This window comes from Flavobacterium sp. WC2509 (assembly GCF_052683105.1).
Genome location: NZ_JBQZFG010000001.1, coordinates 350,130 through 366,354, shown reverse-complemented (window position 1 = coordinate 366,354; position 16,225 = coordinate 350,130). Strand labels below are relative to the sequence as shown.

At 36.8% G+C, this 16,225-nt stretch carries 9 protein-coding genes; all 9 read left to right on the top strand.

The genetic code is table 11. The annotated features are described in order from the left end of the window. Window positions 1-30: 30 nt before the first annotated feature. The 9 genes from ACUN3A_RS01335 (at window position 31) to ACUN3A_RS01295 (ending at window position 16,215) form a co-directional block, all read left to right on the top strand. A complete protein-coding gene (locus tag ACUN3A_RS01335; protein WP_445549551.1) occupies window positions 31-2,949 on the top strand; it encodes a hypothetical protein in 2,919 nt (972 codons plus the stop codon). A gap of 87 nt (window positions 2,950-3,036) precedes the next feature. Then, entirely contained in the window at window positions 3,037-4,572 is a 1,536-nt protein-coding gene (locus ACUN3A_RS01330) for an alpha-L-fucosidase (protein ID WP_445549550.1), read from the top strand. A 157-nt stretch (window positions 4,573-4,729) separates the two neighbouring features. After that, window positions 4,730-6,856, top strand: a complete 2,127-nt coding sequence (locus ACUN3A_RS01325; protein WP_445549549.1) for an alpha-L-fucosidase — start codon at window positions 4,730-4,732, stop codon at window positions 6,854-6,856. Between the two features lie 142 nt (window positions 6,857-6,998). After that, complete coding sequence (locus ACUN3A_RS01320) at window positions 6,999-8,951, top strand: right-handed parallel beta-helix repeat-containing protein (RefSeq protein WP_445549548.1); 1,953 nt, start codon at window positions 6,999-7,001, stop codon at window positions 8,949-8,951. 328 nt (window positions 8,952-9,279) lie between these two features. Further along, entirely contained in the window at window positions 9,280-9,645 is a 366-nt protein-coding gene (locus ACUN3A_RS01315) for a response regulator (protein ID WP_445549547.1), read from the top strand. A 560-nt stretch (window positions 9,646-10,205) separates the two neighbouring features. Then, window positions 10,206-12,131, top strand: a complete 1,926-nt coding sequence (nagB, locus tag ACUN3A_RS01310) for a glucosamine-6-phosphate deaminase (RefSeq protein ID WP_445549546.1) — start codon at window positions 10,206-10,208, stop codon at window positions 12,129-12,131. Between the two features lie 124 nt (window positions 12,132-12,255). Then, window positions 12,256-13,050 (top strand): gluconate 5-dehydrogenase, encoded by a 795-nt coding sequence (locus ACUN3A_RS01305; RefSeq protein WP_445549545.1) that lies wholly within the window; start codon window positions 12,256-12,258, stop codon window positions 13,048-13,050. A 263-nt stretch (window positions 13,051-13,313) separates the two neighbouring features. Then, window positions 13,314-14,696, top strand: a complete 1,383-nt coding sequence (locus tag ACUN3A_RS01300; protein WP_445549544.1) for a sugar MFS transporter — start codon at window positions 13,314-13,316, stop codon at window positions 14,694-14,696. A gap of 70 nt (window positions 14,697-14,766) precedes the next feature. Next, window positions 14,767-16,215, top strand: a complete 1,449-nt coding sequence (locus tag ACUN3A_RS01295; protein WP_445549543.1) for an alpha-L-fucosidase — start codon at window positions 14,767-14,769, stop codon at window positions 16,213-16,215. Window positions 16,216-16,225 lie beyond the last annotated feature (10 nt).

Here is a 16,225-nt window from a genome sequence, read left to right as displayed (position 1 = left end):
TGTTGAAGTTGAAAAATTAAAAGAATAAAAATGAAATCAATGAAATATTTTGGTGTTAGTTTTGGTTATGCCGGTATTGTAGAAGGGAGAGTCCTTCTGAATCAACTTTTTAAATACCGGTTTTTTTCATTTTTGTTGATGATGTTGTGCGCAACTGTGCAACAAGTTTCTGCGCAAAATCTGGACACCAAAGAATTGCCACTATACGACAAAACCGGGTTACAAAGTAAGGAAGATTGGCTGCTTGCCAAAACCTCCAAAAAATCTGGTATATATAGAACCAGCGAAGGGAATCTTGCTTTAAGCAATGGGCTCGTAACAAGAATGTTCTCGATGACTCCAAATGGAGCCACAATAGGTTTTGATAATTTGGTTACCAATGAATCTCTGCTGAGGGCAGTTGGACCAGAAGCCGTTCTTTGGATAAACGGACAAGAAATAAAAGTGGGAGGCTTAACGGGACAGCCCATTGGAAATTATTTGCTAAAAAAATGGATACCAACACTCAAGGCAGATCCGTTTGCTTTGAAATTGGTTTCATTTACTACAAATCCCATTCGTGAAAGGTTTGAATGGAACAGAAAAACAAATTGGATGCCAAAACAACTAGCATGGCCTCCGCAGGGAATGGAACTTACATTTACCTATAAAGCAGATGCCTATATTATAGACAAGATTTTCAATGCAAGTTCTTCGGATAGCCAGCGAAAAGTAATTTTTAAGGACGATTTTCGTGAAGTGTCATCCCAATGGAAAGTAGTGACCGAAGCAGGGGCAAATGTTTCGTTTAATAATGAAGGGAAAGCGGGAGAAATTTTGGCACCTACCAATTCCATTGCCTATGCAGAGCAATCCATTCCAAAAGACACGCAGGTAATTATTTGCAAATTGAATAGCGGAACTGATGGTTTAGAAAATAACAGCCCGTATAACCCTTATGGATTAGGAGTTTCATTGGTGTTTGCCGATGGCAAAACCAGTAAATTTTGCATTCAACCTTCTGGCAAACGCATAACCATTAATCATCAAGACAGGTCACTTCAATGGAGTGGTTATAATCCGGGTAAGGATGTTTGGATACGAATCATGTTCTTGGGAGAAAAGATGGCTTGCAGTAAATCTGAAGACGGAGAAATTTTTTCAGAAAGTATCGAATTGCCGCTAGCTTCAATGCCAACAGCTATTCGTGTTGGAAAAACTGATCCAAGAGGAGGCAAAGAGGAAAGCAGTGATAAGGGCGCCATCGGGCGAAGCAAAATAGATCAGGTAGTTATGCTGGGAGAGCCTTTGGTCAAAACAACCAAACTGGATTATCTTTCGGATTTGGAAGTGCAAATACATTATGAAGTCTATGACGGATTGCCTTTGATGAGCAAATGGGTAACAATCAAAAATAATAGTTCTACCGAAATACTTGTCAATAATGTAAAAAGCGAACATCTGGCTGCTACAGAAGTAGAGAGTGAAGCCTCGGGGCAAACTTGGCGATTGCCTCCTATTTTTACGGAAACAGATTATGCTTTTGGCGGCATGAATGCCAAGGCCAATTCACAAACTGTAGAATGGCAACCAGACCCGTCCTATACAACACAAGTAGATTACGGTTTGAAAAATCCCAATGTTTTGGTTTGCAAACCACAGATGGGCATTAATCAGGAACTGAGTTCAGGCAAATCGTTTGAAAGTGTAAGACTTTGGGAACTTGTTTTTGATAGTTATGACCGTGAAAGGAGAGGATTATCCCAACGAAAATTGTATCGAACCATTGCGCCATGGGTAACCGAAAACCCTTCGATTATGCACGTGAGTAAAGCTGACGATAAATCGGTTAAAGAAGCCATTGATCAATGTGCAGAAGTGGGGTTTGAAATGGTGATCATGACCTTTGGAAGTGGAGCAAACCTGGAAGATGGTTCTGCAGCCAATCTTGATCGAATGAAGAAATTAGAAGATTATGCTCGATCCAAAAATATTGTTTTGGGAGGATATTCATTACTCGCAAGCAGATCCATTAACAAGGAAACGGATGTGGTGATGCCCAAACCGGACATGAAGCCAACGTTTAGTAAAGCTCCTTGCTTGCAAAGTGTATGGGGGCAAGATTATTTTAAAAAACTGTATACCTATTTTGAAACCACGGGACAAGGGGTGTTTGAACACGATGGTTCCTATCCAGGAGATATTTGCGCATCAACCACTCACATAGGGCATAAAGATTTGGGCGATTCCCAATGGAAGCAATTTACGGAAATTCGGGATTTCTACCGTTGGTGCCGTGGAAAAGGAATTTATTTGAATATACCAGATTGGTATTTTTTGAATGGCGGATCTAAAACAGCAATGGGATATCGTGAGACCAATTGGTCACTTCCAAGAGAATACCAAGAATTGATAGAACGCCAAAACATATTTGATGGCACTTGGGAAAAAACACCTTCGATGGGTTGGATGTTTGTTCCATTGGTGCAATACCACGGTGGTGGACCAACAGCAACTATAGAACCATTGAAAGAGCATTTACCACATTATGAACAACGTTTGGCCAACCTTTTCGGAGCCGGAGTTCAGGCCTGTTATCGCGGGCCGAGACTTTATGACAGTCCACAAACTATGGTACTTGTAAAAAAATGGGTTGACTTTTATAAAAAACACAGAAGTGTGTTGGATGGGGATATTATCCATCTTCGCAGGGCCGATGGCAGGGATTATGATGCCATATTGCATGTTAACCCCCTTGGGAAAGAAAAAGGATTGTTGATGGTGTATAACCCATTGGACGAGCCAATTGTTAGAGAAATTGATGTCGATCTTTATTATACAGGATTGAAAAACCAAGCAGCGGTTAGTGAAAATGATGGAGTGTCAAGAAAACAGACATTAACTGGAACTAAAACTAAATTGAAAGTTACAATTCCTGCCAAAAGCCAGAAGTGGTTTGTGTTTAATTAATTTAATGAGATTTAAATATTTATGATAATATACTTTTAATCCAATTTAAAACCATTTAAAAACATTGTTACAGCTAAAATATAATTTATGAAAAAAGAATTTACAACCACAAAATTAATTACCTGCTTGCTATTGAGTATAGTTTCATCTCAAACTTTTGGGCAAGATAAAGAAAAGGAAAACGACCAAGTAAAAATGCAGCATGCCCAACTTGGAATCCAAGAGGATAAAAAAGTCACGAACAGCCATACTACCAATCCTGACGCGCAATGGTTTCCTGACGCGGGTTTTGGTTTGTTTGTACATTGGAGTATCTGTTCAGTAAAAGAAATAGATACATCCTGGCCAATGATGCAGGGCACGCAAATTGGGTGGCGTGCCGCCAACAATAAACTTGATCCCGCCGAAGTGAAAAAGATAATGGATTCCGGAAATTACACCAAAGGAGCTCCTTGTGAGGCAGCCAATAACTGTATTACGCCTGCGCAGTATTGGGATCTGGCCAAAGAATTTAATCCAAAAAGCTACGATCCCAGAAAGTGGGTAAAAGCAGCCAAAGAAGCAGGTATGACCTATGCTGTTTTGACTACAAGACACCACGACGGTTTTGCTTTGTGGCCAAGTGCTTATGGTAGTTTCAGTACCAAAAATTACATGGGCGGACGTGATTTGGTCAAAGATTTTGTGGCAGCTTGTAGAGAATATGGATTAAAAGTGGGCTTGTATTATTCGGGTCCAGACTGGCGCGAAAATGGTGAATATCAAAATTTCATGTATGGTGGACTGAAAAAAATGTATTCTGATATCCCCGAATTGGATGCCGATTTACAAGTGAAGAAGACCATAAAAACAGATGCCGAAAAGCAGGCACACTATGATAAAATGGCTGCCTACATAAAAGGGCAGGTTGAAGAGCTACTAACCAAATATGGCAAAATCGATATGATATGGTTTGATGGAGGACCAGATATCCCACATGGAAACCCGGCTTGGAAAGAATGCATCACCATGGATCGCATTTACCAGCTACAACCTGGTATTGTTGTTAGTCCTAGGTTTTTTGGTAAAGGTGATTATAAAACCTTTGAACAGGAGAGAGCTTTGCCAACCACCAAACAGGATGGATGGGCTGAACTTTGTGTGACCAGTACCGGTTGGGATTGGGGATATACAAACAAACCAATGAAATCTAGTGCCTTTTTAATGGATTATTTGATTAAGAGCAGGGCTGTGAACACTAATTTCTTGTTGAATTATGGTCCAACCAAAGATGGTGTTTTTTCAAACAACACCTATGATCAATTGAAGGATTTTGCGCAATGGATGAAGATAAATGGCAGTTCGATCAAAGGGACAAAAGCACTTGACGCTTCTGAATCGGCTTCAGTTTCGGCAACGGCAGGCAAGGGGCACCGTTATCTTTTTGTAGTTCAAAAAGACGAAAAAGCACCGTTGACGGATGAAAAAGTCGAATTCAAAACCAAACTAGGCATCAAAAAAGTTTCATTGTTGGGTTCCAAAGACAAACTTAAATACACCATTGAGAATGAAACCTTGACTGTGTATGTATCTGCAAAGCAGAGAACGGTAATGCCAAATGTAATTGATGTGGAATTGAAATAATTTAGTTTCTCTAATTAATAGCCTGAACTATTTATGGCGAAAAAGTGCAAACACTATACTCCACATAGCGGGATTTTGAGATTTACTTACCCGAAAAGTCAACCATCTCGTACGTAAAATAGATTTGGTGGTTTATTATTTTTTAAACTCATTTAAAATGAAAAAACAATTATTAACAATTTTGGGATGCTTGATGTTTTTGTCAGTGACCGCTCAAAAAGTAAGTGCCCCATCACCGTATGGAGTTTTGCCCAGCAAACAGCATTTGCGTTGGCAGGAAATGGAACAATATGTTCTTGTTCATTTTACTCCTACTACTTTTCAGAACAAAGAATGGGGGTATGGTGATGCTGATCCTAAAATTTTCAATCCATCAAAATTTGATGCGGATCAAATCGTGAATGCTGCAAAAAGCGGAGGCTTCAAAGGAGTGATTCTTGTTGCCAAACATCACGACGGATTCTGTTTATGGCCGACCAAAACTACGCCTTACAACATCAGCAAAAGTCCTTTCCAAAACGGAAAAGGCGATATGGTGAAAGAATTTGAAGTTGCAACACGGAATGCAGGAATGCAATTTGGGCTTTATTGCTCGCCTTGGGACAGAAATAATGAAGATTATGGAAAACCAGAATATGTAGAAAAATACCGTGCACAATTGAGAGAATTGTATTCGAATTATGGAAAATTATTTATCACTTGGTTTGATGGTGCCAATGGTGGTGATGGTTATTATGGCGGCAAAAATGAAAAAAGAAATATTGACCGTTCTACTTATTACGGTTGGGACACCACTTGGGCTATTTCCAGAGAAATGCAGCCTGGAGCCGTTATTTTTGCTGATAATGGTGATGTTCGTTGGGTAGGAAATGAAAAAGGGTTTGCTAATGAAACATCATGGGCAACTTTTAATCCTGAACCGTTACCGGGTAAAACAAAAGCCGTACCTGGAGAAACCAATTCTAAAAAAGCACTAGAGGGAACAAGAAATGGTCTGTTTTGGAAACCTGCCGAATGTGATGTTCCGTTGAGAAAAGGATGGTTTTACCATGCTAACGAAGACGATCAGGTAAAATCGGTTTCAAAATTATTTGATATTTATTGTAAAACTGTTGGAAGAGGTGGTTGTTTAGATTTAGGACTTGCACCAGATACTACAGGTTTGCTGCATCAAAATGATGTAAAAGCGTTGAGGGATTTTGGCGATTTCTTAAAACAATTATTTGCTAACAACCTTGCAAAATCGGCAGTAATCAAAGCTTCGGAAGTTAGAGGTGGTGATTATAAGTCTTTTGGGACCAAAAATCTGACTGATGAAGACCGTTACTCTTACTGGGCAACAAGTGATGAAGTGAAGAAAGCTTTCATCACTTTGGAATGGAAAAAAGAACAAACGTTTAATGTTATCCGCCTGAGAGAAAACATCAAACTAGGTCAACGCATTGAGAAAATAGAAATTGATGCTTTTGTCGATGGAAGTTGGAAAAAAATAGGTGAAACAACCAGCATTGGTGGAAACCGATTGGTTCGCTTGCAAAATTATATTTCAACTGCAAAATTGAGAATTCGAATCGAAGAATCACCTGTTTGCATTGCTCTAAGCGAAGTGGGAGTGTTTAAAGAACCGGAACAATTGGCAGTTCCAAAAATTAAAAGAGACAAAGACGGAATGGTTTCTATTTCCACTGAAATGCCAGTCAACAAAATACATTATACAATTGACGGAACAGAACCTACTGCACAATCTCCGGTTTATGGAAGTGCATTTTCATTTTTGGCTTCAGGTGATGTGAAAGCGAAATCATTTGGAACACATATGAAGTCTGGTGAAACTGCAATTCAATCGTTTAATGTTTGTAAAAAAGACTGGAAAGTAATTACCGCAACTTTTGAAAATCAGGAGAAAGAAAAATCATCAAATGCCATTGATGAAGATATTGAAACTGTTTGGAGTACTTCTGATAATACGTCAGCAACAACTTTACCACAGTCAATTAGTATCGATATGGGAAAAGAAATGACCATCGTTTCGTTGTCCTATTTGCCTCGTCAGAACGGAACTGGTGGAATTGTAAAAAATTACCAGTGGCAAACAAGTATGGATAATACAACTTGGACAACAGTTACAGAAGGAGAATTTTCTAATTTGAAAAGCAATCCAGTTGAGCAAAACATTGCTTTGCAAGTACCAGTAAAAGCCAGATATTTAAAATTCATCGGGAAAAGTAGTGTCGATGGGAATTATATCACTGTTGCAGAATTGGGTGTAAAAACAACAAAATAGGTTGTGTTTGATATGGAAACGAAATCAGAGTGTCAAATTTAGAAAATTGAACTCGGTTACATTTAGTGCAAAACGCTAGTTTAGGTCAAGTATCAATATAAATAAGTAACATTCATAATCTCAATTTTAAATGAATAATTGTATGAGAAAAGTTTTTCAATATGTGTTGTTAATGCTAATTAGCTGCAGTATATATGCCCAAAGTAGTTCTTTGGCCAATAGTAAAGCTCGTTTTAAAGAATACCATGTATCGGTAAATGGTAATGATTCTAATGATGGAAGCAGTGCTCAACCATTCAAGACCATTTCGACTGCTGCCAATCTGGCAATGCCGGGTGATGTAATCACAGTTCATGCAGGAACTTATAGGGAACAAATTACGCCTCCTCGTGGAGGTGATTCTGAAAACAAACGAATTACTTACCAAGCAGCCAAAGGAGAGAAAGTTGAAATTAAAGGTTCTGAAATAATTAAAGGTTGGGAAAAAACAGAAAATGATACTTGGGTTGTAAAAATACCGAACAGTTTTTTCGGAAAATTTAATCCTTATAGTGACTTAATTCAGGGTGCTTGGTACTGGCCTCCAAAAGGAAGTAAATTTCATACTGGAGCCGTTTATCTTAATGGTGATTGGTTGATGGAAGCATTGACCAAAGAAGATGCAACGAAACCAGTGAGTGAAAAAGGCTCGCTTTGGTGGGCTGAGGTTGATGCTACCACAACTACTATATGGGTACAATTTAAAAACGTGGATCCTAATAAAGAAATGGTCGAAATCAACGTTCGTCAAAAAGTTTTTTATCCAGAGAAATTATTTACCAATTTTATAACCGTTCGAGGTTTTACAATGGAACAGGCAGCAACCAATTGGGCACCTCCAACGGCTGAACAAATGGGATTGATTGGTACCAACTGGAGTAAGGGCTGGGTTATCGAAAATAATACCGTTCAATATTCCAAATGTGTGGGAATCGCATTGGGTAAATACGACGATTCTTTAGATAACAGGGATAGCGAGTCATCAATGGGATATGTAGGTACCATTAACAGAGCCTTGAAGTTTGGTTGGAATAAAGGAACGATAGGAGGACATTTGGTACGTAACAATACCGTTGCTTACTGTGAACAAGCCGGAATTGTTGGTAGCTTGGGTTGTGCTTACAGTATTGTGGAAGATAATACCATTCATGATATTCATGTACGAAAATTGTTTGGTGGGGCAGAAATGGGTGCTATTAAATTTCATGGGGGAGTAGATGTACAAATACAGAATAATCATATTTATAATTCCAATTTAGGTATTTGGTTGGATTGGATGGGACAGGGAGCACAGGTAAAAAATAATTTGTTACATAACAACGACCTCGATATTTATTTAGAAGTAAACCATGGACCAACACTTTTGAGTAACAATATTTTTCTTTCCAAAAAAAATCTACTGGCTGTTTCAAGCGGGCTTGCATTTACGCATAATTTATTTGCGGGAATATTGGAGGTTAAATATTATGACAGTCGTCTAACTCCTTATCTGAAACCACATTCCACTTATGTTGATGGATTGCTTGATAACCCAGCAGGAGATGTTCAATTCATTAACAATTTATTTGTGAGTGGAAGTGATGCCAGCTTATACAAGAAGAATATTTTGCCTGTAATCTTTGATGGCAATGTATATACAAAAGGAGCACAAAATGCAATTTCAGGCATCAAAGAAAGAGATTTAGGTAAAGTAACTGACGAAGAAAAGGAAAAGATTAATAAAATGCCAATTACTGATGCTGTAGAGAAGAATTTTATAGAAAACAAAGATTTTGATGCAGCTGTAAATTTGGTGACAGAGGGAGGTAAAATTTATTTAGAAATAGCAATGGATAAAAATTGGTTATCTCAACAAAAAAGAAATTTGGTAACAACAAATTCTTTAACGAAAGCTATTGTTACTGGCTTACCTTTTGAAAATGGAGACAGTTCTCCCCTAAAAATTAATGTTGACTATTCTGGAAATAAGCGTAATGAGCAAAATCCTTCACCAGGCCCATTCGAAATTAAAGTATCAGGAAAGCAAAAAATACAGGTATATCCTATTCTGAAGTAGTAATTTGAGAAAGACGTTATAATAAATTGATTGCATTTTCAAGTATAATGGGAAAAGTTATAATGCTTTGGAAGGTCTTACTCATCGTGAAATAGAAATTGTAAAGCTCCTTGTTCGAAGTTATGTAAAGAACAATAAATGTAAAAGATAGAAATAAAGAAACTATAAAAATTAAGTTATGCTAAAAAGTAGTATCGATAAAGCCATGGGCTTTGAAAAAAGATTTGAGAATATAAGAACTGTTGTTTTATGAAAATTCATCGGTTGTGTCGAAAGCTATTGCAAAAGAAATAGCGTCACTCATTAAATTTCAATTTAATTTTTAATTATGGATAATTATATACTTATAGTCGGTGATCAGTTAAATGTAAGGTCAGGGACATCAATTTTGTTAGAAAAAAAACTTAACAGTGTCTCCGCTTTTGAAGTACATAATTTTCGGGACGCATTTCTTGCGTGCCACACTATTATTTTTGATTTAGTGATATTGGACATTAATCTGTCTTTTGGAAGAAAATGCAAGGTAATAGAGACTTTGCGGAATTTGCAAAAAAATGTAAAAATAGTCATGTTTTTAGCACAAGAGGAGAATGTTTATGCATTGCGTTATATTAAGGCTGGAGCTAATGAATTTTTAAACACGTGCAATAATGGTAATGCACTAGTCAGAGCAGTAGAAAAAGTTTTGGAATAAGTATACGTTCTATTTTGTATACTATATTGTCGTAAAGTATTGATGCTTAATGATTAATGTAAAGTAAGTTCTAAAAGTACACGCTTACTTGATACAATTGTAATGTTAAAAAAAAGTAAATTTTTTGTCACCCATTTTTGGTCTTTAATGATATATAAAGTATAAGAAGTTAATTGAAAATAGATGACCACTGTTGAAGAAATTGTAAACATGGCGTATTCTCATTGTTTGACAAATTGAACCACATCTGATTGTAAAGGAATTTTAAAAGATTCCTTGCCGATTTTTTGATTTTAGATAACAAATAGACTTTTTTGAATTATTAATGATGTGCAAAGCCGCACTTGTAGGAGTTATAAAATGAAAATATTTTTTATGGTTTTGGAAAATGAAATGCATAGACGTTTTAAAAAATAAATAATACCGACCGTTGGTTTCGAATGAACCAGTTCTTCAGGTAATTCATAATTGAAAAGATCATTGGTTTCGATTAAAGCAACAGCTTCAAAATAATATTTTAGTAAAGAATAATAAACTTAAAAATAAAAGATTAAAATACAATGAAAAGTACGATAGACAAAGCCACAGGATTTGAAAAAAGATTCGAAAATATTAATACAGTCGTTTTTCAAAATTCAACTGAAGCATCAAAAGCAGTTGCCCAACAAATAGCAGCACTTATCAAATCAAAACAGGCAAATAACGAATCCTGCATATTGGGGTTAGCAACTGGATCTTCACCAAAAGGATTGTATGCCGAATTAGTTCGTTTACACAAAGAAGAAGGATTGAGTTTTAAAAATGTGATTTCTTTCAATTTGGATGAATATTATCCAATGGAACCAGATTCTATAAACAGCTACGTTCGATTTATGAAAGAATTGCTGTTTAATCAGGTTGATATCCTGCCTGAAAACGTACATGTTCCTGATGGTACTTTGTCAAAAGAAGAAATAGCAGATTATTGTGCCAATTATGAAGCTAAAATCGAAGCTTTGGGAGGTATCGATTTACAGATTCTTGGAATTGGAGGTAACGGACATATCGGATTCAATGAATCAGGTTCATTACAGAATTCCAAAACAAGATTAGTAGCATTGGATCATATTACGAGAGTGGCAGCAAGTGGTGATTTCTCAGGATTGAGCAATACACCAAGAACAGCAATCACGCTTGGGGTAAAAAAAATAATGGAAGCCAAACAGGTGATTCTGATGGCTTGGGGAGAAGGAAAATCAAACATCATCAAAGCTTCTGTTGAAGGTACGGTGACGAATCAGATACCAGCTTCCTTTTTACAGGAACACAAAAATGCCGTTTTTGTTTTAGACAAAGAAGCTTCTTCAAAACTAACCAGAATCAATACTCCTTGGTTGGTTGAAAAAATCGTTTGGACTGATAAACTAATCCGTAAAGCGGTATTAGGTTTAGCACTTCATTTAAAGAAACCTATTTTAATGCTTACCGATGCCGATTATATCGAAAATGGAATGAGCGATTTGTTGGCCAATTCAGGACCTGCTTACGATATCAACATTAAAATTTTCAATAAATTACAAAATACAATTACAGGTTGGCCAGGAGGAAAACCCAATGCTGATGATTCCAACAGACCTGAAAGAGCAGAACCAGCTAGAAAACGTGTTCTGATTTTTAGTCCACATCCTGATGATGACATTATCAGTATGGGAGGTACTTTCATGAGGCTGCAACAACAGGGACATGAAGTGCATGTGGCTTACCAAACTTCAGGAAACATTGCAGTGGCTGATGATGAGGCATTGCGTTTTGCCAGCTTTGTTTGTGACTATAATGATAAGTTTGGCATTAAAAATGAAGAAGCCGGAATGATTTATAAAAAGGCTGTGGCTTTTTTAAAGAATAAAAAAGCCAGTGAAATAGATATTCCGGAAGTTAGATATATAAAAGGATTGATTAGAAAAGGAGAAGCTCGCGCTACAAGCCATTTTGTTGGTTTGCCGGACGAACAAATTCATTTTATGGAGCTTCCTTTTTATGAAACAGGAACCATCGAGAAAAATCCTATTGGTCAGGAAGATATTCAATTGACGATGGATTTAATAGAAAAAATCAAACCACATCAAATCTACGCTGCAGGAGATTTGGCGGATCCACACGGAACTCACAAAGTATGTCTGGATGCTATTTTTGAAGCTGTAAAAGCATTAAAACCAAAACCGTTTATGAATGATTGTTGGGTTTGGTTGTACAGAGGAGCATGGCAGGAATGGGGGATCGACGAAGTTGAAATGGCTGTACCAATGAGTCCAGATCAGGTTTTGGCTAAACGTCACGGAATCTTTAAACACCAATCACAAAAAGACGGTGTTGTTTTTCAAGGGACAGATGCAAGGGAATTTTGGCAAAGAGCCGAAGACAGAAACAGTGAAACTGCAATGTTTTATAGACAACTAGGACTTGCTACTTATGCAGCAATGGAGGCTTTTGTCAGATGGGAATATTAATAGAAACAGCTTTATAGATTCTGGTCTCGGGACACACAATTATACTTTTATTTGGTGACTACCCGAGACAACTTAAATCATTAAGATATGATTTTTGTAAAATAAATGAATAAAATAAATACGTATGTCAATAAACTTATTTGATTTAACTGGTAAAACTGCACTAGTTACAGGTGGCGTACATGGTCTGGGAATGGCTATGGCAAAAGGACTTGGACATGCAGGAGCCAAAATTGTAATAAACGATCGTTCATCACAAGTTGCTTTAGACAATGCAGTTGCCGAATATAAATCAGTGGGAATTGATGCCTATGGATACATATTTGATGTTACCGATGAAACTGCCGTAATTACAAATATCAACAAAATCGAAGCCGAAGTAGGACCAATCGATATCTTGATTAACAATGCAGGAATTATTAAAAGAACTCCAATCATTGAAATGGAAGTCGAAGATTTTGCGGAGGTAATCAAAGTGGATTTAATTAGCCCTTTTATTGTTTCCAAAAATGTAGCGAAAGGTATGATTCAACGTGGAGGTGGAAAGATTATAAACATCTGCTCCATGATGAGTGAATTGGGTAGAGACTCTGTGAGTGCTTATGCTTCTGCAAAAGGAGGTTTAAAAATGTTAACCAAAAACATGGCTACCGAATGGGCTAAATTCAATATACAAACCAATGGAATTGGTCCAGGATATTTTGCCACTAAACAAACAGCACCCATTAGAGTAGATGGTCATCCATTTAATGATTTTATAATAAAAAGAACTCCTGCTGCCCGTTGGGGTGAACCTGAAGATTTACAAGGAGCTGCGATATTCTTAAGCTCTAAGGCAAGTGATTTTGTTAATGGACATATTCTTTATGTAGATGGAGGGATATTGGCAACTATTGGGAAACCTTCTAATGAAGAGTAATATAAATTATATGCTTGTCCGCTTGTTCCCTAATAAGCCGAAAAATTGCCCACAGATTGAACGGATTAAACAGATTGGTACCGATTTTTTTATGATTTCATTTAGCATTTGTGCAAATTCGTGATCAGAACGATAGCGAACAGGCGAAGCAAATCTGTATCAAACAGTTTTATTTGGCGTGATTACGGACAAGCATAATAAATTAATCACTTAGATGCATAGGCAAAAACTAATTTAAAATTATCAATATAAACGAAAATGTTATGAATGTAATGAATAATACCTTATCAATTAAACAAAATAGTACATTGATACCAATGGCAATTTTGACTTTTATGTTTTTTATTTTTGGATTTGTAACTTGGCTAAACGGCCCTTTAATTCCGTTTTTTAAGTTAGCCTGTGAATTAACCGAATCACAGGCCTATTTTGTGACTTTTGCCTTTTATATTGCTTATTTTGTTATGGCAATTCCTTCTTCCGGACTAATTGAAAGAGTGGGTTATAAAAATGGTTTATCAATAGGATTGATCATTATTTCATTTGGAGCCCTTATGTTTTATCCTGCTGCAGAATCAAGGACTTTTGTTATGTTCTTGGGGGCATTATTCATTATGGGAACAGGTTTGGCTGTTTTGCAAACTGCCGCTAATCCTTATGTCGTGGTGATTGGTCCTCGCGAAAGCGCTGCAGCGCGCATTAGTATTTTGGGAATGGCAAATAAATTGGCTGGATTTATAGCGCCACTTGCATTAACTACTTTAGTATTGTCTAATATGGGAGACTATACCGCTGATAAAATTGCTTCTCTGAACGTTACGCAGAAAGCAGCTGCATTAGACTCTCTTGCCTTGCAATTGCAGGTTCCTTATATTTTTATGGGATTAATTATATTCGTTTTGGCAATATTGGTCAAATTCTCGCCACTTCCTGAAATAAGCCTGGATGAAGATGGAGATGTGGCGCATCAAAGCATTTTTCAGCAAATAAGAAATGTTTTAAAGCGACCTCAATTAGTTTTGGGTGTGATCACTTTGATGTTATACGTAGCCGCAGAAGTTTTAGCAGGAGATTCAATAGGAGGTTTCGGAAAAAGATTAGGTGTATATGGTGATAATGGTGATTTTTATCTAAAACTAACTTCCTTTACTATGACTGCCATGGTTATAGGTTATATTTTAGGGATAACTTTAATTCCGAAATATGTGTCACAAGTCACCGCTCTAAAAGTATCGGGTTTACTGGGGGTTATTTTGGTATTATTAATTGTGTTTATTTCGCCTAATATAATGATTGCATTACCTGGAATTCCCCTATTACCACTTGTAATTATTCTGGTGGCATTAATGGGGCTTTCCAATGCATTATGCTGGCCGGCAATTTGGCCTATGGCACTTCAAGACTTGGGAGGTTATACTAAAATTGGTGGTGCTATGTTAATTATGGCCATTATAGGTGGTGCTGTTTTTCCATTATTATATGGTGCAATTGCCGATTCTATTGATGTAAGCAACCAAGCTGAAATTCTTGAAGGAACAGCAAAAAGTGGAAATCAACTTGCTTATTTAATATTGTTGCCTTCCTATCTTATGATTCTATTTTTTGCAATAAAAGGACACAAATACAGGAGTTGGAATAAAGCCTAAAAATAGCATATTTCAATAAATTAAAAAATGTGATTATGGCAGCTCTAAATGCACAGCAAAAAGTTATATTATGAAAAATAAATTTAAATTACTATTTACTGCATGTATCTGTATTAGTACATTATCTATTCACGCTCAGGGTGATTTTAGCATGAAAGCTGATAAATCAGAAGAAGAGGGATATGTTAGGACTAAAGATCCATTGGTAAAAGCCAATCTGGATAAATGGCAAGGATATAAATTTGGAGTCTTAATTCACATGGGACTTTACACTCAATTGGGATTCCTTGAATCTTGGGGATTGGTGCCTGAACCTTGGGTAACCAGAGACGGTTATGACAATTATAACAAATACGCTGCTGATTACAAAAATGCACAATACAAATTGAACCCAACAAATCTGGATTCAGAAAAATGGGCCAAAATGGTCAAAAATGCCGGAGCAAAATATTTAATTTTTACGTCCAAACACCATGACGGATTTTGTATGTATGATTCGAAATTTACCGATTTCAAAATTACAAATCCAGCATTGCCTTATGCCAAAAATCCTAAAGCCGATGTATTAAAAAACGTATTGGATGCTTCAAGAAAGGAAGGATTAGCAGTGGGGGTCTATTTTTCAAAACCCGATTTTGGAACTGAAGATTTCTGGTGGTCGTATTATCCGCCAAAAGACAGAAACCCTACGTATGACATTACAAAATTTCCAGATAGATGGAAAAATTATGTAAAATATACTCAAAATCAATTGAACGAATTAACTACGAATTACGGAAAAGTTGATATTCTTTGGCTTGACGGATGTTGGGTTCGTCCATTGTCAACCATCAATAAAAGAGTCGAAGAATACTGTAAATATCCTTATGATATGGATATTGATATGAAATTGATTTCGGAAACGGCCCGCAAAAAACAGCCAGGAATGCTGGTTGTAGATCGTTGGGTTCCGAGTGCATATGAGGATTATTTGACTCCAGAGCAAGTAACACCTGTAAAACCACTAAGCGTGCCTTGGGAAAGCTGCATAACTCTTGGAAACGCTTGGGGGTGGGTGCCAAATGATAATTATAAATCTTCAAAAGAAGTAGTGCAACTGATGACCAGTATCGTTGTAAAAGGTGGAAACCTTTTACTGGGAATTGGCCCAGATGCTAAAGGAGAATTTGATCCAAAAGTTGAAAAAACTTTGGCTGGTGTTGGGAAATGGCTGGCGGTAAACGGTGAAGCTATCTACGACACCAAACCTGTTGCGCCTTACTTAGATGGAAAACTGGGGTATACTCAAAAAAGGAATGCGATTTATGGCATTTATATGCCTACAAAAGATGAAAAAGAATTGCCTGCCGAAATAACTCTCAAAACCGATCTAAAAGGCAGTTTGAAAGCAATCTTATTGAGCAATAAACAAAAATTGACTAGCAAAAAAGTAAACGACGGAATCGTTGTTTCGATTCCAAAAGAACTAAGAACTTCATTAGCTAGTCAAGAAGCGATAGTAATTAAAATAACTAAATAATTTTTTTTAA